The sequence below is a fragment of the Chelonobacter oris genome (assembly GCF_000772535.1).
GTDB lineage: Bacteria > Pseudomonadota > Gammaproteobacteria > Enterobacterales > Pasteurellaceae > Chelonobacter > Chelonobacter oris.
This window is the reverse complement of sequence record NZ_JSUM01000010.1, coordinates 222,294-246,961: the sequence shown is the minus strand read 5'-3', so window position 1 is coordinate 246,961 and position 24,668 is coordinate 222,294. Positions and strand designations below refer to the sequence as shown.

The window sequence follows — 24,668 nt, the reverse complement described above, 5'->3', positions numbered from 1 at the left end:
TTTTTCCTTATGACACCCTGTCGAACAGGGTTATCGATTCCAAATGCGCTGTGTGCGGAAACATATCGATTGCCGCACTTTTTTCAATCTTATAACCGTGCTGCAACAGGTATTCGCTGTCGCGCACCAGTGTTGCCGGATTGCAAGACACATACAGGATTTTCTCCGGCTGCAATTCGCACAAATGCGGCAGCGCAAACAGGGCGCCGCTGCGTGGCGGATCAAGCAGGATTTTATTAAAGCGGCGCATTGTCCACGCCTGATCCCGAAAAGTGCGGTCTAAATCCGTTTGATAAAATTCAGCATTTTCACAGCGGTTGGCGGCGGCATTCCGTTTGGCTTGGGCAACCATGTCCGCCACGCCTTCAATGCCGACCGCACTTGCTACTTTTGACGCCAGCGGCAAGGTAAAGTTTCCCATGCCGCAAAATAAATCCAGCACTTGATCTTGCGGTTTCAAATCGAGCCAGTCAAGGGCGGTGTCGATCATTTTTTGGTTCAAAGTGCGGTTGACCTGAATAAAATCACGTATCGAAAATGCCAGTTTTTGTCCGTTGTCGAGTTGATAGTAAGGTGATTCGCCATACCAATGCTGAATCCGGTTCTCTTGTTCGGCGACAAATAATAGTAATTGATATTCGGCAGCGAATTGCAATAACCGCACTTTGTCGTCTGCCTGCACCTCGCCCAGATGGCGTAACAGCATTGCCGTTCCGTTATCGGCAGCCACCAGTTCGATATGGCCGAGCTGCGCTTTGTTTTGCCATTGCGGCAGCCATTGGGCAAGTGCGGTCAAAATGCGGTTTAAGTGCGGTTCGGCAACGGCGCAAGCGTTAATATTGACAATCGCTTTTGAGCGGCGCCGACGCAAACCGACTGCCAGCGTTCGCTGCTTTTTGTCGAATAATATACTCAGGCGCAAACGACGGCGGTAGCTCCATTCATCGCCGGTCAACATCGGCTGAAAATCAATGTGGTTTTGCAGGCGGGTTAAACGCTGTTGCAACGCCTGTTGCTTGCTCCGATGTTGCAACGACAGCGGAATATGCTGCATTTGGCAGCCGCCGCAGTCGGCATAATAACCGCACTGCGGTGTAAGGCGCTGTTCGGATTGCTGTAAAATTTTTTGTGTCAGCGCATGGCCGTATTGCTTTTTCTCTTCCAGCACCCGCACTTCTACTTTTTCCTGCGGCAGGGCATTTTCTACAAACCAGGTTTTACCGTTGAAACGGGCGACTCCCAAGCCTTGATAATCGAGACTTTCAATGGTCAGCACCATTTTTTTCGGTTGCGTGATTTTTTTGTGTTCGTTATAAAAAAGTGCCATGGCGGATTGTGTTCGGCTAGTGGATATCGGAGTGCTATTATAAAAGCGAAACGGCGGAAAGCGAAATACTCTATGGTGATAAGTTATAATGGCATCAGAGCAAGCGCGCACTTTGTACAATAATCAATCACTCACCCCAAATATCAAGGCTGACCGGTATTCATCCGACCAACCCGCCATTTTTAGCTTGCAGAGCATATTTTGGGGGAAAGTGCGATCTTGCCCTGTGGTTTTTTGGTAGCAGGGACGTTTTTCAATTACTTGATTTACTAGCTACCCTTTGCTGAGATGAAACTTGTCTAGGGCTTGTCATCTTAGCAAAGAACGCAAGTACAGATTCATGAAAAAGGGCGAAGACATCAAAATCTTCGCCCTTTTTCTATGAGAAAAAATACAAACATCTTATAATTGACGAATCAGACTTACTTCTTCGTTATAGGGTTTTATCATATGAGTAATGATTATTTCATAAGGTTCGCTTATGTTTTTTTAATGGGTTTTGGTTTTCCTATTATGCGTTATATGAGTATTCATTTTGATACTTTAAATAATAATGCTGTTCGATTCCTCTCTGGTGGATTGTTATTCGTTTTTATTTGTATATTAAAATATAGAACTGAAATGATTAAGTTACTAAGAGAACCTTCGATCATTTTATATCTTATTTTTTTAGCTGTTTTTATGATTGGGAATATGTATTTTTTTATTAATGGTCTTAAATATACTTCAGCTTTAGCAGGTAGTGTTTTTGGTATTATGTCCATGCCTTTAGCTGTTTTTATGGCTGCGATTTTTTTTTCAAGATGAAAGGGAAAAAGTAAAACAGAAGAGTTTTTATATTGGTAGTGTCTTATCTATAATTGGTTCTTTGATATTTGTAATATATAGCAATAAATCTGGTGGTGGTAATGATTTTCTAACAGGATCATTTTTTTAGGGGCAGCGATATTTATTCAATCTATTCAAAATCTTTTTGTTAAAAAGATATCAAAAAAATTAAATGCTATAGTTATTAGTGCATCTACAGCCATTTTGGCTGGTCTTGTTTATCTGATTTTAGCAAGTGATACAGGTGTTATTTATTAATTACAAGATGTTAGCTCAGGCTTGATGATCGGATTAATCTTTGCAGGAATGTATGGAATGCTAACAGGAATGTTATTTGCATTTTATATTGTTCAAAAACAAGGGGTTGTTGCTTTCAATATTATTCAATTAACTGTTCCCTTATCTACAGCTTTTATTGGTTACTTTACTTTAGGTGAAACCATTTCTATTTATCAAGGTTTTGGTGCTGTAGTGGTTATTGTAGGATGTGTTATTTCATTGAAGAAAAAATTCAATGGAGATTAGTATGTATAATGTGGGTGTTATAGGGTTAGGTTTGATTGCTTATGGCATAGATAAAGATCCAAATAGAAAAATCATATGGAGCCATATCAAGGCATATAAAAGTATTGAAAATGTAAAAATATCATCAGTATGTGATATTAATAAAACTTTGGTAGATTCTATTCAAAAAGAGTGTGATATCCCGAATGGATATATAGATTACAAAGAAATGCTGAAAACTAATAAATTTGATATTGTTAGTATATGTACACCTATTCAAACACATTTTGATATCATCAAAGAGTGTACTAATAATGGAGTGAAAGTAATTTTCTGTGAAAAGACTATTTCTTATTCTCTAGAAGAGGCTAAGGAAATAGTTGATTTATGTGATAAGCACAATGTTATTATTGCAGTTAATTATATTTTTCGTTGGGATAATCTTATTCAAGAAATTAAGAAGTTATTAGATTCCAATGCTATAGGAAAAATTTATTCTTTAGTTGGTTATGGTGCAACTGCTCTACATACTAGTACAAGTCATTTAATAGATTTATTACTTTATTTCTCTGATTCAGAGATTGAATATGTTGTTGGAGATGTTCAAAATGATTTTGTGAGAAATGTTCACGGTATTTCTGATGTCGGAGAAACCGGGATGATAAAGTTTAAATCTAATTCTGTTGGGTTCATTAAAGGCACTGGTTCTTCTCCAATGAAATATATGTTTGAAATAGATATACTAGGTGAGAATGGAAGAATAAGATTATACAACAATGGTTCATCTTATGATTTATATACATTTTCAAGTAGTGAAAATTCATCAGGTAGTAAGTATGAATCTTTAGATTTAGTCTATTCAAAACATAACGACACTCCAAATGAAAGGATGGTTGATGCTATTTTGAGCCTTATTGAAGGTGTTGAAACAGGAAAACAACCTGTATCAAATATACAAACAGCAATAGAATCAGTTAAAGTTATTGAAAGTATAAAATCCTCGTCAAATAATGGAATTTTAATTAAATTTTAGTGACTTTTCATATGGACTGCCTATGCAAATCTATATTTATGATTTTAGGCGGTTTTATCTCTCCATAACGCCACTTTACGATAAAAAGTGAAATAACTCTATGATATCGCCTTTATTTTCGCTGATAAAAACGTTATTAGATCATATTTTGAGGGAACGTGCGATCTTGACCTGATAATGGCGTTATACGTTTGAAAAAATACCGCACTTCGGCAAGCAAAGTGCGGTATCAAAATTCAGTTAAATCAGGCGTTTAGGATTTGTTTGATTTCGGCAATACTCAAATGGAACTGACGCGGACATTTGTGCCAGACATCCAGCATTTTGCTGTATTTATCCCACATCGGTGTTTGTGCGTCGCAGCCGTTCGGGCATTGGATCAGTTCACGGTATTTTTTATCGTTTTCTGCAATAAAGCCCAGATAATTCAGATATTTTTTCTCACGAATACCGCAATAGCCGAGGAATTTCAGACGATGTGCGGTTAAATCTTCGGTATTGTGCAGATTATTGTACGATACTTGCAGTGCCTGATACATCTCCAACGTATTGATGACGGTTTTGCATTCCTCTTCGCTCAAATCGCTGAATTGGCTGTATAATTCTTTTAATTCCAGCTTGTATCCGCCTTTGATGATGCTTTGGTAACGGTGGTATTTGGCGGCATTTTCTTTGTCGAGTAACGCCATTAATTCATATTGATTCACCAGAATCAGGCGCTGGGTTTGGGTCATTTCCATATTATATTCCTTCTGTTGAACAGGACGGGTAAACGTTAATCAATGTCTTTCAGATCGTCTTCGGACAGCTGTTCCTGAATGTTGCCGCTTTGCTTACCGTCGTTGACTCTGAATTCCAAATTTTGAAAATAGGCTTCACGCACGGTCAGGTAGCTGTCTTGCGATTGTTCCAAAATGGCATCTTGCCCGAGCAGATCGGCACGTTTATCGACGGCTTGAATACCGCTCTTCAGTAGTGTCCAAGGACCGAGCAGCGATAACATCGGATAAGTGTGGTCAACCAGACCGCCCAAATCCTGACGTGGCGTTGCAGGGCCGTAAAGCGGCAGCATCACGTAAGCACCGGTACCGACACCGTAGCTGCCGAGCATATCGCCGAACGAGCGTGAACCGTCGGTGCGCAGGCCTTCGCTGGCACTGGCGATGTCCATTAAGCCGCCCAGCCCGAATACCGAGTTAATCCAGAAACGGTTGAAATGCACCATCGCCTTGTTGAATTCGCCTTCGAGCAGACGATTGACGAAGCTTGCCGGTTCGTCCAGATTGTTGGCGGCGTTGACAAGTGCGGTTTTGGCAGGCTGCGGAACATACTCTTTCCAGCCGGTCGCCACCGGTTTTAATAAATACGGATCGGCTACATTATAGTTGAAATCCCACATGGTGCGGTTGAAGCCTTCCAGCGGATCCTGACGTTGTCCGGTGGTTTCATCAATACTGGAGCAGGCGCTGATGGCGGTTACCAACATCAGCGGAAGCCACAATTTGCCGAGTCGGGTTGTGGCGGAAATGGATTTTTTCATGTTGCTGTCCTGTTTTTAAAGTTAACGTTTTCATTTTAGCAATTTTCATTTCAAAGCACAGCATTATTTGTTGCTATTTTCAGGCGGGGTAAGTTGTGCTAAAGTGCATTTTTATGCATAATATTGCATTATTTTTCACTTGTATTACAATGAACCGATTATAAGCTTGAATTGTATCGGTGGCTCAATTACAATAATTTGCTCATTTCTGCTACAATTCAGATACGATTCGTACATGGGTTTCGTGAATAGAGTAACGAGCAACGTATTGGCGAACGCCGATATTTATCCAAGATTGAATAGACAATACGATTATCCCGGGAGAGATTCATGTCTGAACCAGCCATTCTAGTCTTAGCTGACGGCTCTATTTTCCACGGCACTTCAATTGGTTATCACGGCCATACCATTGGTGAAGTGGTTTTTAATACCTCTATGACGGGGTATCAGGAAATTTTGACCGATCCGTCCTACACCAAACAAATTGTCACCCTCACCTATCCGCATATCGGCAACACCGGCGTGAATAAGGAAGATTGCGAGTCGGATAAGGTTTATGCATCGGGTTTGGTTATCCGTGATCTGCCGCTGATTCACAGTAACTTTCGCAGTGAACAGAATTTGTCCGATTATTTGGTACAAAATAAAATTGTGGCGATTGCCGATATTGATACCCGCCGTTTAACCCGTATTTTGCGGGATAAAGGTGCGCAAGCCGGCTGTATTATGGCAGGCGACATTGATGAAGCCAAAGCGTTGAAACTGGCGAACAGTTTCGGTTCGATGGCAGGCAAAGATTTGGCACAGGAAGTGACTTGCGACAAAATTTATCGCTGGGAGCAGGGCGAATGGAAATTGGGGCAAGGCTTCAGCCATAAAGCCAACGGGCGTTATCATGTGGTTGCTTATGATTTCGGGGTGAAACACAACATTCTGCGTATGCTGGCAGAGCGAGGTTGCCAAATTACGGTAGTTCCGGCAAAAACATCGGCACAAGAGGTGCTGGCACTCAATCCGGACGGCATTTTCTTGTCTAACGGCCCCGGCGATCCGGAACCATGCGATTATGCCGTCAGTGCCATTCAACAGTTATTGCAAAGCAAAAAACCGATTTTCGGTATATGTTTAGGACACCAATTATTAGGCTTGGCCGTTGGCGGTAAAACTAAAAAAATGACCTTTGGTCACCATGGCGCTAATCATCCGGTGCAAAATCTTGACACCGAACAGGTATATATCACCAGTCAAAATCACGGATTTGAAGTGGATGAAACCAGTTTGCCGGACAACGTCAAAATTACTCACCGCTCTTTGTTTGATAACTCGGTGCAGGGTATTGAATTGACCACGCAAGCGGCGTTTTCATTTCAAGGACATCCGGAAGCCAGTCCGGGACCGCATGATGTTGCTGAATTATTTGATAAATTCGTACATGAAATGGAAGTGGTGCGCCACACCCATACGCCGCAAGTTGTGGTGTAGGGAGTGCCATGCAGCGATACAGCTACCAACTGGTCAATGTGTTTGCCGAAAGTCATTTCGGCGGCAATCCGTTGGCGGTTTTTCCGCAGGCGGACGGCTTGAGCCAACAGCAAATGCAGTTGATTGCTCGTCAGTTTAATTTATCGGAAACGGTATTTATTCAAGCCGTAGACAAGTCGGCTGCAAACAAACAAAGTGCGGTCAGAAAACTCAAAATTTTCACCCCGAATTATGAAATGCCGTTTGCCGGACATCCGACAATCGGCGCTGCATTTGTGTTACATAATTTATTGCAGTTAGAGGATACGTATCGGTTGCAAACCGAGGCGGGGCAAGTCCGTATTCAGCATCAACATGAGGTGATCACGTTAGCATTGAATAACGGTGTTGAAGTTGAAAATGCACCGTTGACAGCAGAGCAAGCGGCAGCCATTTTGGGCTTACAGCCGACCGATATTGCTTCACGACCCGTTTGGGGGGATACCGGCACGGATCAGTTGTTGATTCAGCTGGCATCAGCACAGGCGGTTGCTGCTTGTCGTATTAATACCGCACTTTTCCTACAACAAGCTTTATCGAAAAGCGGAAAAGCACAGCTTTATGTTTGGTTTGAACAAAACGGCAAGACCAAAGTGCGGTTATTTTTCGGACAGAACGGGGTGGTATTGGAAGATCCGGGTACAGGCTCTGCCGCTGCCAATCTCGGCGGTTGGGCAATTGCCAATCAGCGAACACCGTTAGACTGGAACATCACACAAGGCGATGAAATCAGACGACCAAATCGATTACGCCTGCAAGTGGATCAACAACAAATAATTTATGTAGGCGGCAAGGTGATATTGGTCGGGCAGGGCGAGTTTTTTCTGCCGTTATCAACAAATCAAAACCAAACGCTTTAACTAAACGATTTTTACAGAACAGAGTTAGGACAGGAAGAGAAAGCTTATGCCAAAACGTACGGATATAAACACGATTTTAATCATTGGTGCCGGTCCGATTGTGATCGGGCAGGCGTGTGAGTTTGACTATTCGGGTGCGCAGGCGTGTAAAGCGTTGCGTGAAGAAGGTTATAAAGTGGTGCTGGTCAATTCCAATCCAGCAACTATTATGACCGATCCGAATATGGCGGATGTAACTTACATCGAGCCGATTCACTGGCAAACGGTTGAAAAAATTATTGAAAAAGAGCATCCGGATGCGATTTTACCGACTATGGGCGGGCAGACCGCACTTAATTGCGCTTTGGATTTATCGAAACACGGTGTGTTGGCAAAATATAACGTTGAACTGATCGGTGCGAAAGAAGATGCAATCGATAAAGCGGAAGATCGCGGGCGTTTCAAAGATGCGATGACTAAAATCGGTTTGAATACACCGAAATCTTTTGTTTGTCATAGCGTTGAAGAAGCATGGAAAGCCCAAGCAGAAGTGGGATTCCCAACGTTAATCCGTCCTTCTTTTACGATGGGGGGGTCCGGTGGTGGGATTGCGTATAACAAAGATGAATTTAATGCGATTTGTGAACGTGGTTTTGATGCCTCTCCGACCCACGAATTGTTGATCGAACAGTCGGTATTAGGCTGGAAAGAATATGAAATGGAAGTGGTGCGGGATAAAGCGGATAACTGCATTATCATCTGCTCGATTGAAAACTTCGATCCGATCGGCGTACATACCGGCGACTCAATTACTGTTGCGCCGGCACAAACTCTGACTGATAAAGAATATCAAATTATGCGTAATGCTTCATTGGCGGTGTTACGTGAAATCGGTGTGGATACCGGTGGTTCTAACGTGCAGTTCGCAATCAATCCGGAAAACGGCGAAATGATTGTGATTGAAATGAATCCACGTGTCAGCCGTTCTTCTGCCTTAGCATCAAAAGCAACCGGCTTCCCGATCGCCAAAGTGGCGGCAAAGCTGGCTGTTGGTTACACCTTAAATGAATTACGCAATGATATTACCGGTGGGCTGATTCCGGCATCATTTGAACCGTCAATTGACTATGTGGTCACTAAAGTGCCGCGTTTTGCGTTTGAGAAATTTCCGAAAGCCGATAACCGTTTGACCACACAGATGAAATCGGTCGGCGAAGTGATGGCGATGGGGCGCACCTTCCAAGAAAGTCTCCAGAAAGCGTTGCGTGGTTTGGAAACCGGCATCTGCGGCTTTAATCTGAAAACCGAAGATATGGAAAAGCTGCGGACTGAAATTTCCAATCCGGGGCCGGAGCGGATTTTATATGTTGCCGATGCGTTCGGGATTGGTTGGAGTTTAGAAGAGGTGTATCACTATTCCAAAATTGATCCGTGGTTCTTGGTGCAAATTCGTGATCTGGTGGGAGAAGAGCTGGCGTTGGAGAAGAAAACGCTGGCAGACTTGGATTACGCCGAATTGCGCCGCCTGAAACGCAAAGGGTTTGCCGATCGTCGGATCGCACAATTGGTGAAAAGCACAGAGAAAGCAGTGCGTGATCTGCGTCATCAATTGAATTTACATCCTGTGTATAAGCGGGTTGATACCTGTGCGGCAGAATTTAATTCGGATACCGCCTATCTCTATTCTTGCTATGAAGAAGAGTGTGAAGCCAATCCTACCGATCGTAAAAAAATCATGATTTTGGGCGGCGGCCCGAACCGAATCGGACAAGGGATCGAGTTTGATTACTGCTGTGTACATGCCGCACTGGCATTGCGTGAAAGCGGATTCGAAACCATTATGGTCAACTGTAATCCGGAAACCGTTTCCACTGATTTTGATACTTCCGATCGCTTGTATTTTGAGCCGTTGACATTGGAAGAAGTGCTGGAAATTATCCATATTGAAAAACCGTACGGCGTAATCGTGCATTATGGTGGACAAACACCATTGAAACTGGCGAATGCATTACATGAAAATGGTGTGCATATTATCGGTACTTCAGCAGATAGTATTGATGCGGCAGAAGATCGGGAACGCTTTCAGCAGGTTCTGCATAAATTGAATTTGAAACAGCCGCCGAATCGTACCGCCCGTAACAGTGAAGAAGCGCTAACGTTGGCAAACGAAGTGGGCTATCCGCTGGTGGTGCGTCCGTCTTATGTGTTGGGCGGGCGGGCAATGCAAATCGTATATAACGATGAAGAGCTGCAAACCTATATGCGTGAAGCGGTGCGGGTGTCGGACGACAGCCCGATTCTGCTTGATCACTTCTTGAATGATGCGATCGAAGTTGATGTGGATTGTATCTGTGACGGTGAACAAGTGGTGATCGGCGGCATTATGCAGCATATCGAGCAGGCTGGTATTCACAGCGGCGATTCGGCTTGTTCCCTGCCGCCATATTCGTTGAGCGTGGATATTCAGGACGAGATTCGCCGCCAGACCGCCGCCATGGCATTCGAGCTGAAAGTGGTCGGGTTGATGAACGTGCAGTTCGCAGTGCAAAAAGAGACGATTTATGTACTCGAAGTCAATCCGCGCGCTTCGCGTACTGTGCCGTTCGTGAGTAAGGCTACCGGTGTGCCGCTGGCAAAAATCGCCGCACGGGTGATGGCAGGGATCAGCCTGCAACAGCAAGGCGTAACCGAAGAAGTGATCCCAAACCTGTATTCGGTGAAAGAAGCGGTATTCCCGTTTATCAAATTCCCGGGGGTAGATACGATTCTTGGTCCTGAAATGCGTTCGACCGGTGAAGTGATGGGCGTAGGCAAAACCTTTTCCGAAGCCTTCCTGAAAGCGCAGATCGGTGCCGGCGAACGTTTGCCGAAACTGGGGAAAATCTTCCTGTCAGTGGAAAATGCCGACAAACCGAAATTGGTAAAAATTGCCAAACGGTTACAAGACTTGGGCTACGGGTTGTGTTCTACACTGGGAACCGCCAAATTCTTGCGTGAACACGGCATCGGCGTACAGATTGTGAATAAAGTGCGTGAAGGACGTCCGCATATCGTCGATGCGATTAAAAACGGTGAAATTGCGATGGTGATCAACACAGTCGGCAGTATGCCGGAATCAGTTGCCGACAGCCACTCAATCCGCAGCAGCGCATTACAGCAACGTATTCCGGTTTATACCACCGTTGCCGGCGCCGATGCGATCAGCCAAGGCTTAAACAGCTTGAACGGAACCGAAGTTTATCGTCTGCAAGAGATGCATTAATTAAGGCCGGAAAAATAAAAGAGCGGTTTTGAAAACCGCTCTTTTGTTTAAATAATCCGCGAAAACTGTTGCCGTTTTGCCAGTTGGCGCGAGTAAGTGTCAAAACAGAGGCAAATATTGCGAATGAGCAAGCGCCCTTTGGCGGAAACGACAAGTGCGGTTTCGTCGATGGTCAGCAAGCCGTCTTCAGCCAAGGGTTTTAACAGTTCTAAATCTTCAGCAAAATGCTGTTTGAAATTAATCTGATATTGCTGCTCTAATGGCGCATAATCAAGGCGGAAATTACAGATCAAGGCTTTGATCACATCACGGCGCAGGCAGTCTTCCTCGCTCATGACAAACCCTTTGTGCAGGGCATTGGCGTGATCTTCCACATCGGCATAGTATTGTTTCAGTTCTTTTTGGTTTTGGGCGTAGTGATCGCCCATCAGGCTAATGGCGGAAACGCCTAATCCCAATAAATCGGCTTCTTCTTGGGTGGTGTAGCCCTGAAAATTGCGGTGCAAAACGCCGTTTTGCTGTGCAATCGCCAATTCATCGTCCGGTTTGGCAAAGTGATCCATGCCGATAAAGCGGTAGCCGGCGCCAGTCAGGGTTTCAATGGTTTTTTGCAGAATAGTCAGTTTGCTGTTTGCCGGCGGCAGCGTGTCATCTTTGATTTTATGCTGTCCGGCAAAACGTGACGGCAGATGCGCATAGTTAAACACGCTCATGCGATCCGGATTCAACTCGCTGACCCGTTGCAAGGTCGCCATAAAGCTGTCTACGGTTTGGTACGGCAGACCGTAAATCAAATCAATATTGGTTGATGTGAAGCCCAGCTCGCGCGCTTTTTTCATCAGGGAAAAAATAAACGCTTCGTCCTGAATTCGATTAATCGCGGCCTGCACATCTTTGTTGAAATCCTGAATCCCCATACTGATACGGTTAAAACCGATTTTGCGCAGGTGATCCAGCATCGACAATTCGATTTCACGCGGATCCATTTCAATGCTGATTTCCGCTTGGTCTGAAATATGGAAATGATCTCGCAGCATCTGCATTAAGCGGGTGGATTGCGCTTCGCTCAAATAGGTTGGTGTGCCGCCGCCCCAATGGATTTGCGTAACCGTGCGTTGGGTAAACAGTTCGGCGCGTGCTTTGATTTCCTTTTCCAGATAATCCAAATAAATATCCGCTTTGTGCTGGTGGCGAGTGATAATTTTATTACAGGCACAAAAATAGCAGAGCTTGTGGCAAAACGGGATATGCACATACAGCGATAGCGGGCGATTCGGGTATCGCCGAGCGGCCTGTAGAAAGTCCTGTTCGCTGTAAGCGTCATTAAACTCAAGTGCGGTCGGATACGAGGTGTAGCGTGGCCCGGACTGATTGTATTTTTGGATTAACGTGAGATCCCACTCAATTTCAGACATCTTGTTTCCTGTTTTTTATCTCAATATCACTCAACAGTCGGCGCAGTTCCAATTTGATTTTGGCGTCCAGTTCGACTTCACGGCTTTCACGGGTTAAATCCAACCGCATACGCTGATTTTTCGGCAAGGCACGGCGTGCTTCATGGGTCGGCATATCCATCACCACATGATAGAGTTGCTGCATGGCGGGGTAGTTATCCATCGCTCCCGGCGTCAGTCCCGGCAATAAGGCATTCAAGCGAATCACCCCTTCAGAGAGATTACAATCCCCGTTCAGCATCGCTTTGGCGATAATTTGTACGCTGTCGTAGGTGAAATCCTGTCTTTTTTGCCGTGCGGCGGTAATTTTTTGTTTCTGTCTGCGCAGTGCCAACAATAACCAAGCGGCATAGCTTGCCAGCCCCACAATAACGGCAATTGCGGCAAGTATCAAAAAGGTCGTCCAGTTCATCGCTTAACGAAATTTATTAATATCAATGGTGTTGAAAGTGCGGTACAGCGCATCTTCACTGTTTTCGTCTTCTTCTTCGGTCAATCCCAATTCTTGCATCAGTTGTTCGATTCGCACCAAACATTCGTCAACGAATTTTTGATCATCGGCAGAAAGTGTTTTGCCCTCATCAAGCTGATCCAGCAAGTCGTTCAGACATTCGTTGTTTTCCAGCCGTTCCAGTTCCAACGTCGGATCCAACTTTTTCGGCTCGGCGGTTTCCGACCTAAGCGGCGTAATCACTTTCCCTTTTTCCGGCTTATTCACCATTTCGATGATTAATGGGATTTTCTTGCGACTGCCGACACGAGGGTCGTTTTGTACCGCACTTTGCTTGCGAGTGTCATTATCTGCCGCACTGTGGCGTGAGCCGGCATCAAGCCCTTTTCGTTTCTTTTTGCGTTTTTCTTCGCGCGCCAAGGCGTCCAGTTCATAGCGGGTCGGTTTACGGCCTTTTTTGGTTTTCACCTGCGCCGCCGCAGGTTTGGTATCGGCTTTGCGAGCCGGCATAATATCGCTGATTTTGCGCGTTTTCTTTTGGCGAGCCATATCGTTCTCTGTTCGTGTCTGTCAATTCTTCAACATTAAAGCCGAATTGTACCACTCAAGCCGAATTTTCACACGGAATTAAACCGACCGAATGGCAAAACCGCACTTTTATATGCCAAAGTGCGGTTAAGTTGCAGAGAGTTTAAGGGAGATTAGAGTAAAATGCTACCGATTGCAGCGATACCGAAACCGACAAATCCGATTAGCGTTTCCATCACCGTCCAGGTTTTCAGCGTAGTTTTGGTGTCCATTTCCAAAAAGCGGCTGACCAACCAGAAGCCGGAGTCGTTGACATGTGAAAATGCGGTTGCACCGGAGGCAATTGCGATCACGATAAAACAGAGATCGAATGCACTTAAGCCGGTGGTTGCGGCGACTGTCGGGGCAATCAATGCCGACGCGGTGGTCAGGGCAACGGTTGCCGAGCCTTGCGCAACCCGCAATGCCAGCGAGATAATAAAGGCGGCTACGATCACCGGCATGCCGGTATCGGACAGCATTTCCGCCAATACATCGCCGATACCGCTGGCACGCAATACCCCGCCGAACATACCGCCGGCACCGGTTACCAACACGATGGCACAGATCGGTCCCAAGGCATTATCACAAATTTTTTCAATTTGTTCGTAGCTGCGTTGTCCTTTTAACAGGATAATGGAGGCGATCAGTGTGATGAGTAATGCAATCGGGGTTTTACCCAGAAAGCGTAGGGTTTGCACCCATAATTCGGCACCGTCCACTACTTTTGTGACGCTCAAGGTATTTAGCACCGTATCCAGCATAATAAGGAAAAGTGGTAATAACAGAATCAGCAGTACTTTTTTGAAACTCGGCGGATTTTGTGCGGCGGTATCGCTGATCACATTGGCGTTCAGAAAGGCTTTTGGTAAATCCAGATGCATTTTTTTACCTAAAAACGTACCGTAAAGATAGGCAGCGATATACCAAGTCGGCATGGCGCAAATTAAGCCGACTAAGACCAGCAAGCCCATATTGGCACCCAATAAATCTCCGGAAGCAACCGGACCCGGATGTGGCGGCAGAAAGGCGTGCATTACCGCGAAAGCACCGGCGGCAGGAAATGCATAACGGAACAACGAGCCGCCGAATTGTTTGGCGACACTGAAAATGATCGGCAGCATTACCACCAAACCGGCATCAAAGAAAATTGGAAAGCCGAACAGCAATGAGGCGACGCCCAATGCCAGCGGTGCTTTCTTTTCGCCGAATTTATTGATCAGTGTGTCGGCCAGCACTTTGGCGCCGCCGGTGATTTCCAGTAAGCGCCCGATCATTGCTCCCAAGCCGACCAGTAATGCAACCGAAGCCAATGTACCGCCAAATCCGCCCAGCATGGTCGGCAGAATTTTATCCACCGGAATACCGGTCGCAAGTGCGGTCAACAGACTGACGATAATCAAGGCGACAAACGCATGAACTTTGAATTTTATAATCAGGATCAGCAATAACAGGATTGCTGCGAGCATGGTAAAAATTAACATAATTTGAGTTCCTTAACTAATATTAAACAGCAGCTAACATTCCGCCATCTACAAATAGTAGGTGACCATTGACGAAATCAGAGGCTTTTGACGCTAAAAATATGGCGGCACCGATTAATTCTTCCGGATTGCCCCAGCGTGCTGCCGGAGTACGTTTACATAACCAATCGCTAAATTCTTTATTTTCTACTAACGGTTTGGTTAATTCAGTTTTAAAATAACCTGGTGCAATCCCGTTGACTTGAATATTGTAACGTGCCAGTTCAACACACATTCCACGGGTCAGCATTTTAACCGCGCCTTTAGAAGCGGCATAAGGTGTGATGGTATCTCGACCCAATTCACTTTGCATTGAGCCAATATTGATGATTTTCCCGCTTTGACGGAGCACCATGTATTTAGCAACCGCCTGTGAAATAATAAATACGGCTTTTTGGTTGACACTGATAATGTCATCAAACTCCTGTTCCGGAAATTCACAAAAAGGGTGGCGGCGCTGAATTCCTGCATTGTTTATCAGCACATTAATCGAACCGATGTTATTTTCAATCTGTTCAATAGCGTCACGCACTGCTTGCGAATCAGTGACATCAAACGCCACTGCATGGGTTTTTGCTCTTGTTTTTTCAGTCAGTTGCTGCGCGATCTCTTCTGCAACGCGCTGTTTGGTGCCGTGGATAATGATTTCGGCTCCATGTTCTGCCAGTCCTTGCGCTAATAGTAGACCTATGCCACGAGTTGACCCTGTGATCAATACCCGTTTATTGTTTAATGAAAATAATTCACTCATTTTATTTATCCTTTAATGCCGCTTATTCAAAAACAAGTTGTACTTTGGAGATTTCATGTTTATTGCCGGCAGTTTCTAGGGCCGGTTTTAATTCTTGGAATCGAAATTTGGCTGATAAAAGGGGGCGCGGGTCGACAATTTTCTTACTTAACCACTCAACGGCAGTATTGAATTCTTCAACAAAACGGAAGGAACCGACTAGATTGATTTCTTTTGCGATCAGTGTCATTATTGGGAAATTGGGGACATTTCCGCCCATCCCGACTTGTACGATTCTCCCTCTGGCTTTGGTTACCTCAAGACAGCGTTCTATTGATGAAGGATGACCGGAAACCTCAAACGAAACGTCAAATTCGCCTTTGTGTACTAAATAATCAGAAAAGTTATCGTGTGCCAATAACGTTTTTGTAGCGCCCATTTGTTGTGCAAGATCCAGACAGCGCCGGCTAATATCGGTACAGATAATCTCTTTGGCACCTAAAGCTTTTACAGCAGCAATGATAAGGCAGCCAATCGGCCCAACACCGGAAATAAACACACGCTTACCAAATAGGTCACCTCCCTGCTTTCCTGCATGAATAGCGACAGCTAAAGGTTCGGCGAATACCATCACATCATCATCTAAGGATTCTGAGTAAGGAATGCATTGGTTGGTATCGACAACTTTAAATTGGGTAAATGCACCGTCAACATGAGGATGATACATTGCACTTCCAAAGAAACGCATTTGTTCACATTGATTAGTATCACCATTCAGGCAATATTTGCATATTAAACAAGGTTTACTCGGATTGATGGCAACTTTTTGACCTGGCTGCAATACTGGAGAATTACTTTTGATAATTTTACCAATCACTTCATGGCCTAAAATCATGGGATGTTTAATCTCAAAATTACCCACCTTGCCGTGTTGATAGTAGTGCAAATCTGAGCCGCAAATACTGCCTCGCGTTATTTGTACCAATGTAGTATCTGAGTCATCGATGAACTGTATTTTTTGTGATACAACATTAACTTCTTTTTTTCCTTGTACTACACAAGATAATGTTTCTAATTCCATTCTTGTCTCCTTTAAATGAATGTATTCTCAAATACTCAATTAAGTTACCGATAACATATCTTGTTAGGGGTGAAGGGTAAAGTCAAAAGTTCAGAAATTTATGTATTTTGCGATCCAGTTCAAATAATCACCATTCATCTATGATTGGATGTGTTTATCACAAAATAAATTTGTGACGAATATCACTATATTAACTGTTACAGGTAACTATTTAACCTGATTTAAGGTATGTTAAAAAATAAAGATCAAAAATAGATTCAAGGAGTCGCTTATGGCATCGGCAGCAGTAAAAAAAGGGAAAAGTTTTATTTTGATGGGCGTTTCCAGCACAGGAAAAACCTCGATCGGTACCGCACTTGCGCAACGTTTGGGGATAAAACTGATTGACGGCGATGATCTGCACCCGCGCGCAAACATCATTAAAATGGGGGCGGGGCAGCCGCTGAATGATGATGATCGTGCACCGTGGCTAGAAAGAATCCGTGATGCGGCATTTAGCTTAGAACAAAAAAGTGAGATAGGAATTATTGTTTGTTCGGCATTGAAAAAACAGTATCGTGATTTGATCCGTGATGGAAACGAACACGTCAGATTTCTATTTTTGGAAGGCAGTTTTGACCTGGTATTAGAGCGTATGAAGCAGCGCAAAGGACATTATATGAAAGCGGAAATGCTAAAAAGCCAGTTTGAGACACTAGAAGTTCCCCAAGTTGATGAAAATGATGTGATTCATATTAATATTGATGGTTTGTTTGAGGAAGTTGTTGCACGTTGCGAACAGGCTTTGAAGCCATTATTATAATGGAAAATGCCAAATCGGGATATTCGGCATTTATCGCTTTGGGTTATATCAAGCTAAAAATCTGCCAATAACTTGTCCGCCGACAAGTATCCAAGTCATTAACAATGAAGTGAAGAATACCCCGAGATAAATATATCCAGTTTTTAAATAACACCAATTATTAATAAACAGCAATACAACAAATTGTGGAATAATAACAGCAAGCATCATCATCCAGCGTCCGCCAAATTGTGGCAAACCGATGAGATCAAAGCCGGGACCTATCTGCATAAAGTTTGGAATAAAGTGAAATAGCCATAAAACAGCTAAACCACCCATAGCGACAAAGATTGTTTTTATCGTCCATATTAATAAGGTGGAAATAAACGTACGGTATAGTTTTTGCTTCATTTGGATATTAAGAATTAAGCCGTTATAAACCATGAAGAAAGCAAGAATTGGTAACCAGTAAATTAAAAATAATACTGCTCTTTCCGGAGTAAGCGGCTTTAAGAATGGCCATAGAAAACGTAGTTCAACTCCCCAGTACCAATGACAGATAGCGGCAATCAAATATAACCAACCGATTAAAAATACACTTAACAACAGGAACCGAAAAATAACTGTAAAGGTTGTCGGGTGAGAATTTGATACGCCTAGTACGGAAAGATTGATATGGACTGATTTTTTCCAAACTAAAAAGAAGATTAGGTTGACTACGGCACTCATTGCTATCCAAGTAATAATTCCATTTCCCATTTCCAGCGGCATAAACGGTAATACACTAGCTATCGGCTCATTTGCTCCGCCCCATTGAGTCAGTAGCGGATATAAAAATAGTGTCATAACAATATTTAACAATGCAAAAGTCCACCAATTTTTCTTACTAATAACCATGGTTTCAATTACTGTTTGTGAAACCTCTTGGAAATAGACTTTATTTAATAATGCGGCAGCTAAAAATAATGCTGAAATTAAAGCGGAAAATAGGGAAAATAAACCGGAAAATTCTTTATACCAATAGGTTTGCTCCGTAGGATCAAACCAGTATGTTTTATCATTATTTTGCAAGGCTGTATTAAACCATTCAATTACTTGACGATTACTCTCAGAAGAAATCATCACGCCTAAGTGAGTGCCGTTGACTAAATCCGCACGTCTAGCGCTGCCGTCTTGAAAATCACCATAAGTATGTGACCATTGCAATGTTTCATTTTCCGGAAGTGAAAAGGCAGTTAATCGATTTTTGTTGTGTATAAGATTTTTTACTGGAAAAGTTCGCTCGCGATAGCCGCCAATTTCTTCATATAATCCTTGTGTTAAAAGATAATTATGTAATTCTGGGTCACCACCATTGCTACTCAAACCATTAATCGCTTTATGATCAGGATTCATTTTGGCAACGCGAATAGCATTTAATGCACCGGTAGAATGTCCGAAAAGACCTAACGAATTTTTATCGACAAAGGGAAGTGATTTCAGATATTGATAACCGTTATTGGAGCCACTCATGTTTTTATTAGAGGCAGGAAGTGCGGTTGAATAACCATGGCCAAACTGATCAATGGCTAATACAACAAATCCCCGTTTAGCCAATTCTAGTGCACCAAAGGTGCTAGTAGCTTCTTTGTCACTTTGATATCCGTGTAATGCTAGTAAACCAGCAGCCGGATTGTCTTTGGTTGCTGTTATTGGACGATATAATTTTGCAACCATAGGCTTCATTTCTTCCGTCATAATATGCACGGTAGAAACATCAATTTTTCCAAAATCACGTTCAATTTGTGACGCTATATAAGCGCCGATAAAGGTTAGTATGGCAAAAATAGCGGACCAAATATAATATTTATTTTTTATCCTTTTCTCCTATTTCGGCTAAAACCGTTACTTGAGAACTGTCTATACCTTTGACTAACAGTGGTAAGGCAAAAATTTTATTCAAGCGATATTGATCAATATGAGCCAACTTCATATCTTCAATAATACAAATAAAATTTTCATTGGACATACCTAACATAATTTGATGAGCTTTTATGCCGTGCTCTGGATTGGATGGAGAGGCTAACGAAATAAAATCAAAGCCTATTGCTTTTAAGTTTGGCGCATGATCAATCAAATATTGTGCCGCAGAAATACTGACGGCACACCCTTTTGCTGCATAATTTTGTGGATTTGAGTATCGTACTTTTTCTAGTCCTGTGCGGATAATCAAGCAATCAGCCTGCTGAATTTCGCTCAAAAACGGAGATATATCATCAGGTTCGATTAAATCAGTTTCATTTTTTGGTATATCTAACAATAAAGGTTTTTCATAAATAAATTGTTCTAGTGGTAATTCTGAGATAGTTTTTCCTTGTGGATTAAAATGATTGGGTGCATCGAAATGAGTTCCGAAATGATTAAATAAATGAATTTTTGAACTATTATAGGCATCTCCTTTATCTGTGTCGGTGCAGTTTTCAATACTTAACGTTGGTTCGCCGGGAAAACCGGGATCTTTGATGTCTAGCGGGTAAGAGAGTAATTGATATTGCATGATTGATTCCTTTTTGAATTAACGTTTTTGCCGTAAAAGCCAAGAAATAGCCTCCGGACTGTTAAATACCGCATCCCAAGTATTATGTGGATTATTATTGAGAATACCGTTGTCACCGAGTTGATTGAAACTGAATTCAGTATATTTAACATATGGATTTTTAAGTTGTTCAGCAATTATTTGATAGTTAATACGTGAGCCTGCAACAGGAGAAACTTTATCTTCTTTGCTGTGGAAAAACCAAATAGGTGTTTTGTTTACCGGAGCAAGATTTTCTTTCGTTGCATTACCATCGAGCCATTCTATTGTGTAAGCTTCTCTGCCGCTCATCAGTAGCGCAGCAGCAAAGAAATCAGGACGATCGAGTAATAAATATAGTCCGCCTTCCGCCCCTCTGGAAAGTCCAACAATATAAATACGGCTTGTATCAATTTCGGGATTTTCTTGAATTGTTTTATCTATCATGGCTAATAGTAGTTTACGGCGATTTTCAGTTTGCCAATGAACGCCGCCTTATTGCCCTTTGGTAGTATCATCAAAAGGGTCAAATACACTGGCATATTGCGGTGCTAATACAAAACCGTCCTCATATTTTAGGGTTGAGATAGCGCCTTTGCTGGACGACAACTGGGCAATATTATCAGTACCGAGTTGTCCTGAACCATGCAAAAAAATTGTCAGGGGGTATTGCTTGCGAACCGCACTTTGTTGTGGCTTATAAAGTTGGTAATGCAGCGTATTTTGCGGATTGGTTAAGTGAACTTGATTGGCTTGGAATTGATCAATAATGGAGTTTTTTAGGTTATTCGGTTCTGCACTTATATGAATCTTATTCGGGGCGATAGTTTTACCGTTGCTGAGTTTAATCATCCCTTTTTGCTGTATGACATATTGTAACCGCACTTTATAGTATTCGGGAACACGGTTACTTTGTACAATTTCTCTGGTAATCAATGCATTTTCTTCATTTCTCGCACGAAATGACATCGGTTCGTTATTTTCCGTTTTTAATGAATATAAATCGGCGTTTTCATCTTGTTTATTGAGTTCAAGAACAATATATTTACCGGATTTGGGGAGAGAAGATAATACGGCACTATCCATACTGTATGCTTTTAGAATTTGGCGCTTGCCTAGGGGGGTATCATCTAAAAATACGTCGATTTGATACAGATCTTGCAGTTCATCACCACTCAACAGATTATCTTCATATTCCAATGCGACGGCTGCGATTTTTTGCCCTTTGGCGGTCACTTCAGTCAGCAGGGCGGCATGAATCGATTGAGGCTGTAATGGTTGATCCGAAAGTGCGGTATTGGTATTTTCCGCTAATATGGGTGAGGAAGAAAACAGGGAAAATAACACGATAAAAATCGTTCTAAACATAACAGCCCCTTTTGTACGGAATAAAAACGGGCAATCATGCTTGCCCGTTGCGTCGAAAAATTAAAGTTTTCGGTTTTGTGTTTGAACATAGACAAGGATAATCGCCAGTATGCCGAGTGGGAAGATTAAATCAAGAATCGATCCGTCTTGCCCCCAAACCAAATTGGCCAGAACCACGCCGCTGCCACCGATTGCCCAAGCAATCGTTGTCGGGATTGACCAGACAATCATTTGTTTCTTCACATCGTTGATACCCATCATACGGTTAACCACCCAGAAAAGACTATCATTGAAGTAACCGAAGAAGAGTGAGCCCATCGTGGCGGCTTGTGCGGCGAGTAACATATTAACACCGGGAATCTCCATTAAAATCGGTGCGGAAATTGAAGCTGCGGTAATCATGGCGACAGTCCCGGATCCTTGGATAAAACGTACCAAAGTAGAGACGATAAACGGAATCAGAATCGGTGAAATCGGTAAATTTGCGACTTGCTCCGCTAGCTGTTGACCTGCGCCGCTGTCGCGTAATACCGCGCCTAACGCACCGCCGGCACCGGTGACTAGTAAGATAATCCCTGCCGTTTTTACCCCTTCTTCCAAGTGAAGTGCGGTCGTATTTTTATCTGCGTTCGGCAATAAGGCATAAATCGAAACCAATACACTGATCGCCAATGCAATAATCGGGCTCCCGACGAAGGCTATCAGCTGGTAAATGGTTGAATCCAGAATCCAAGCAAATTGTTGCTGTTTCGCCATCAGATCAACAATTGCTTTGATGAAGATAAGCACAATTGGCAGTGCGATTGGCAGCATAGAAATTCCTAAGCCCGGTAGGTTTTTCTTTTCTCTGCTTTCAATATAATTATCAAATTTTTCTTTCAGTTCTTCTTGCGTAAAGACTTCTTGGTTAAAGGTCGGATATTTTTTATCTAGCCATTTGGCATAAAGGACAATCCCGATAACAGCAGGAATTGCCAGTGCCATCCCTACCAACAACATCGCACCAATATCAACGCCGAACAACCCGGCAACACCTAACGGCCCTGGTGTCGGCGGCACGGTATGGTGGGTAACTACCAAACCACCGGCCAGTGCGACCCCCAGTGTGAGCAGCGAACGTTTACCGTTTTTAGCCAATGCTTTGGCGACGGGGTAGAGAATGACGAAAGCGGAATCAACAAAAATAGGAATACTGACCACATAGCCGGTGATTGCCAATGCCCATTCTTCTTTTTTCTTGCCTAAAAATTTAATGAAGCTGTACGCCATTTTCTCGGCAGCGCCTGATACTTCAAGGATACTGCCCATCATCACCCCGAGTCCGATAACAATCCCGATACTGCCGAGTGTGCCGCCAAATCCCTTGGAAATGACAGCCAGTGTTTCAGTCGCATTTAATCCGCCGACAATTCCGGCAATGGCTGAGGCGATTAACATAGCAATAAAAGCGTGGACACGGGTTCTCAATACTAAATAAACCAAGACAACAACAGCAACAATGAGACCAATAATGGGAATCGGTAATCCGAACATTGGGTTATCTCCTATAAGTCATGCTGAATAAATTGATTGATAACATCGGTGAAATTATTATCCACGTGAAAACCGAGTGCTGAGGCTTGACTACAGTCAATTTTGGCTGGCCAACTAGCAACAATGTCATGAATTTTTTTATCAAACCGGAATTCGATTTTTTCCAGAATTGTTTCGCCTTTAATAGATGCCAGATCCCGCAGCATGGACTCCACACTGACGGTGAACCCCGGCAGATTAATCACATGCCAATCTCTTGCGGCAAGCGAAGGCAGAGTCAATGCGTGGATAAAGTTACACACCACCGTATTCGGGCTGGAAATCCAGAGTAATAGCGCTTTTGAAACCGGACAGACCGCACTTTCACCGTTTAACGGTTCACGGATAATGCCACTGACGAAAGAGGATGCCGCTTTGTTCGGTTTTCCCGGACGAATACAGATGGTCGGTAAACGAACAGCGATACCATCAACAAAGCCTTTGCGCGAGTAGTCATTAATTAATAGTTCGCACATCGATTTCTGTGTGCCGTAGGTCGATTGTGGTGTGACCGCAGTGCTGTTGGTGATGACTTCCGGTAGCTGTCCGCCATAAACCGCTAATGAACTGGAGAAGATAAAACGAATATGAGGGTTTATTTTACGGCAGGCTTCTAACAGATTTTTGGTTGCTAAAAAGTTGATCTCGTAGCCTAAATCCGGATCTTCTTCGGCATGGCTGCTGACAATGGCGGCCAAGTGAAAGACAGCGGTTGTCTCTTTGGTAATAATATCGTTTAGTCCGTGGGCATGGCGTAAATCCATCTTAATACTGCGTACTCGGCTGTCATTGCTTGGAATTATAGGCTCGTTCACATCAACCAATATAAGTTCTTGAATCTTGAGTTCGTTTTGCTGCAATAGTGTTTTGGCCAAGCGTTGTCCGAGAAATCCCTGACCACCGGTAATAACTATTTTCATTGTCGGATCCTTATGCATTTGTGAGTGAAAGAGAGGCTATTTATATGGTTTAAACCAGCCCAAACCATCTGTTGTTTTGCCACGTGGGTTATATTCGCAACCGACCCAACCTTCATAACCGATTTCGTCCAGTTTATCGAAGATGTGGCGATAGTTGATTTCGCCCTCGTCCGGCTCATGGCGTTCAGGAACTGAGGCGATTTGAACGTGGGCAAATTTACCGTTGAGCGTGTCGGTTAATCGGGTTAGGTTGCCGTCTACATTTTGTGCATGGAAATAATCGAGCTGCACAAAGACATTGTCACGATCGATCAAATCGACCAACTCCAACGTTTGGAATTGACTGGCGGTAAGATAGTTAGGTTTGACTTGCGGGCTGAGTGCTTCTAACAAGATCTTGATTCCGTGCGGTTGGAATTTATCAGCGGCATAGCGCACATTGTCGATAAAGGTCTGTTTGTATTTTGCATAGTTTTCACCCGGTGGAACGACTCCGGACATAATATGGACATTCGGACAATTCAACGCTAAGGCATATTCCAGCGCTAAATCAATATCACGATGACTGTCAGCTTCTCGCCCCGGAATCGCTGACACGCCCCATTCACCGGCCTGAACATCACCGGCGGCAGTATTAAATAAGACTTGTTGCAAGTCATTGTCTTGTAATTTGGTTTTTAGTACATCTTTTGGATAATCATAAGGGAACAGATATTCCACATATTTAAAACCGGCTTTGGCGGCGGCTTCAAAACGCGCTAAAAAAGGAACTTCAGTAAACATCATAGATAGATTAGCAGCAAATTTAGGCAT

Annotated in this window: 19 protein-coding genes and 2 pseudogenes; 6 read left to right on the top strand and 15 right to left on the bottom strand. The window is 43.4% G+C overall.

The genetic code is table 11. From position 1 onward, the window contains the following. Positions 1–7: 7 nt before the first annotated feature. Positions 8–1,327: a 23S rRNA (uracil(1939)-C(5))-methyltransferase RlmD gene (rlmD, locus tag OA57_RS06840; RefSeq protein WP_034615326.1), complete on the bottom strand. Its 1,320-nt coding sequence runs from the start codon at positions 1,325–1,327 to the stop codon at positions 8–10. Positions 1,328–1,777: 450 nt separating this feature from the next. On the opposite strand from rlmD, the pseudogene OA57_RS12915 reads away from it, so the two are divergent. Both OA57_RS12915 and OA57_RS12250 read left to right on the top strand, forming a co-directional pair. Next, a pseudogene (locus OA57_RS12915) lies at positions 1,778–2,680 on the top strand (DMT family transporter). A 1-nt stretch (position 2,681) separates the two neighbouring features. Beyond that, the gene (locus tag OA57_RS12250) at positions 2,682–3,692 is read left to right on the top strand and encodes a Gfo/Idh/MocA family protein (protein ID WP_052122406.1); all 1,011 of its coding nucleotides are present in this window, start codon (positions 2,682–2,684) and stop codon (positions 3,690–3,692) included. Positions 3,693–3,937: 245 nt separating this feature from the next. Here OA57_RS12250 and OA57_RS06825 read toward each other — a convergent pair whose 3' ends face one another. Together OA57_RS06825 and OA57_RS06820 are read right to left on the bottom strand one after the other, a co-directional pair. After that, positions 3,938–4,432, bottom strand: a complete 495-nt coding sequence (locus OA57_RS06825) for a YfbU family protein (protein ID WP_034615324.1) — start codon at positions 4,430–4,432, stop codon at positions 3,938–3,940. Positions 4,433–4,467: 35 nt separating this feature from the next. Continuing rightward, entirely contained in the window at positions 4,468–5,178 is a 711-nt protein-coding gene (locus tag OA57_RS06820) for an MlaA family lipoprotein (protein ID WP_235424652.1), read from the bottom strand. Between the two features lie 384 nt (positions 5,179–5,562). Between OA57_RS06820 and carA the strand changes: the two genes are divergently transcribed. From carA to carB, 3 genes are read left to right on the top strand one after another with little or no spacing between them, the layout of a single operon-like run. Further along, entirely contained in the window at positions 5,563–6,714 is a 1,152-nt protein-coding gene (carA, locus tag OA57_RS06815; protein WP_034615318.1) for a glutamine-hydrolyzing carbamoyl-phosphate synthase small subunit, read from the top strand. A gap of 8 nt (positions 6,715–6,722) precedes the next feature. Then, entirely contained in the window at positions 6,723–7,613 is an 891-nt protein-coding gene (locus OA57_RS06810; protein WP_034615316.1) for a PhzF family phenazine biosynthesis protein, read from the top strand. 46 nt (positions 7,614–7,659) lie between these two features. Further along, positions 7,660–10,854, top strand: coding sequence for a carbamoyl-phosphate synthase large subunit (carB, locus tag OA57_RS06805; protein ID WP_034615313.1), 3,195 nt, complete (start codon positions 7,660–7,662; stop codon positions 10,852–10,854). Positions 10,855–10,901: 47 nt separating this feature from the next. On the opposite strand, the gene hemN is transcribed toward carB, so the two are convergent. The 6 genes from hemN to idnD form a co-directional block, all read right to left on the bottom strand. Next, positions 10,902–12,269 (bottom strand): oxygen-independent coproporphyrinogen III oxidase, encoded by a 1,368-nt coding sequence (gene hemN / locus OA57_RS06800; protein WP_034615310.1) that lies wholly within the window; start codon positions 12,267–12,269, stop codon positions 10,902–10,904. Then, the gene (locus OA57_RS06795; protein ID WP_034615307.1) at positions 12,262–12,720 is read right to left on the bottom strand and encodes a DUF2489 domain-containing protein; all 459 of its coding nucleotides are present in this window, start codon (positions 12,718–12,720) and stop codon (positions 12,262–12,264) included. The genes hemN and OA57_RS06795 overlap by 8 nt, the downstream gene beginning before the upstream one ends. A 3-nt stretch (positions 12,721–12,723) precedes the next feature. Next, on the bottom strand, positions 12,724–13,308 hold the full coding sequence (gene yihI, locus OA57_RS06790) for a Der GTPase-activating protein YihI (protein ID WP_034615304.1): 585 nt from the start codon (positions 13,306–13,308) through the stop codon (positions 12,724–12,726). Between the two features lie 152 nt (positions 13,309–13,460). Continuing rightward, a complete protein-coding gene (locus tag OA57_RS06785; protein WP_034615301.1) occupies positions 13,461–14,810 on the bottom strand; it encodes a GntP family permease in 1,350 nt (449 codons plus the stop codon). Between the two features lie 22 nt (positions 14,811–14,832). Further along, entirely contained in the window at positions 14,833–15,600 is a 768-nt protein-coding gene (gene idnO / locus OA57_RS06780; protein ID WP_034615299.1) for a gluconate 5-dehydrogenase, read from the bottom strand. A 22-nt stretch (positions 15,601–15,622) separates the two neighbouring features. Next, positions 15,623–16,660, bottom strand: coding sequence for an L-idonate 5-dehydrogenase (gene idnD, locus OA57_RS06775; RefSeq protein ID WP_034615296.1), 1,038 nt, complete (start codon positions 16,658–16,660; stop codon positions 15,623–15,625). 271 nt (positions 16,661–16,931) lie between these two features. Between idnD and OA57_RS06770 the strand changes: the two genes are divergently transcribed. After that, the gene (locus OA57_RS06770; RefSeq protein WP_034615293.1) at positions 16,932–17,462 is read left to right on the top strand and encodes a gluconokinase; all 531 of its coding nucleotides are present in this window, start codon (positions 16,932–16,934) and stop codon (positions 17,460–17,462) included. Between the two features lie 48 nt (positions 17,463–17,510). On the opposite strand, the gene OA57_RS06765 is transcribed toward OA57_RS06770, so the two are convergent. The 6 genes and pseudogenes from OA57_RS06765 to otnI all read right to left on the bottom strand — a co-directional run bounded on the left by OA57_RS06765 (position 17,511) and on the right by otnI (position 24,668). Then, positions 17,511–19,298 carry an alpha/beta hydrolase gene (locus tag OA57_RS06765; protein ID WP_034615290.1) on the bottom strand — a complete coding sequence of 596 codons (1,788 nt, stop codon included), beginning with the start codon at positions 19,296–19,298 and terminating at the stop codon, positions 17,511–17,513. Continuing rightward, positions 19,288–19,977, bottom strand: a complete 690-nt coding sequence (locus OA57_RS06760) for a cyclase family protein (RefSeq protein ID WP_034615287.1) — start codon at positions 19,975–19,977, stop codon at positions 19,288–19,290. The genes OA57_RS06765 and OA57_RS06760 overlap by 11 nt, the downstream gene beginning before the upstream one ends. A gap of 18 nt (positions 19,978–19,995) precedes the next feature. Further along, positions 19,996–21,363 (bottom strand): annotated as a pseudogene (locus OA57_RS12965) (alpha/beta hydrolase-fold protein). Between the two features lie 60 nt (positions 21,364–21,423). Beyond that, complete coding sequence (locus OA57_RS06750; RefSeq protein ID WP_034615284.1) at positions 21,424–22,896, bottom strand: GntT/GntP/DsdX family permease; 1,473 nt, start codon at positions 22,894–22,896, stop codon at positions 21,424–21,426. An 11-nt stretch (positions 22,897–22,907) separates the two neighbouring features. Then, positions 22,908–23,855, bottom strand: coding sequence for a D-erythronate dehydrogenase (gene denD / locus OA57_RS06745; RefSeq protein WP_034615280.1), 948 nt, complete (start codon positions 23,853–23,855; stop codon positions 22,908–22,910). A gap of 36 nt (positions 23,856–23,891) precedes the next feature. Then, a complete protein-coding gene (gene otnI / locus OA57_RS06740; protein WP_034615277.1) occupies positions 23,892–24,668 on the bottom strand; it encodes a 2-oxo-tetronate isomerase in 777 nt (258 codons plus the stop codon).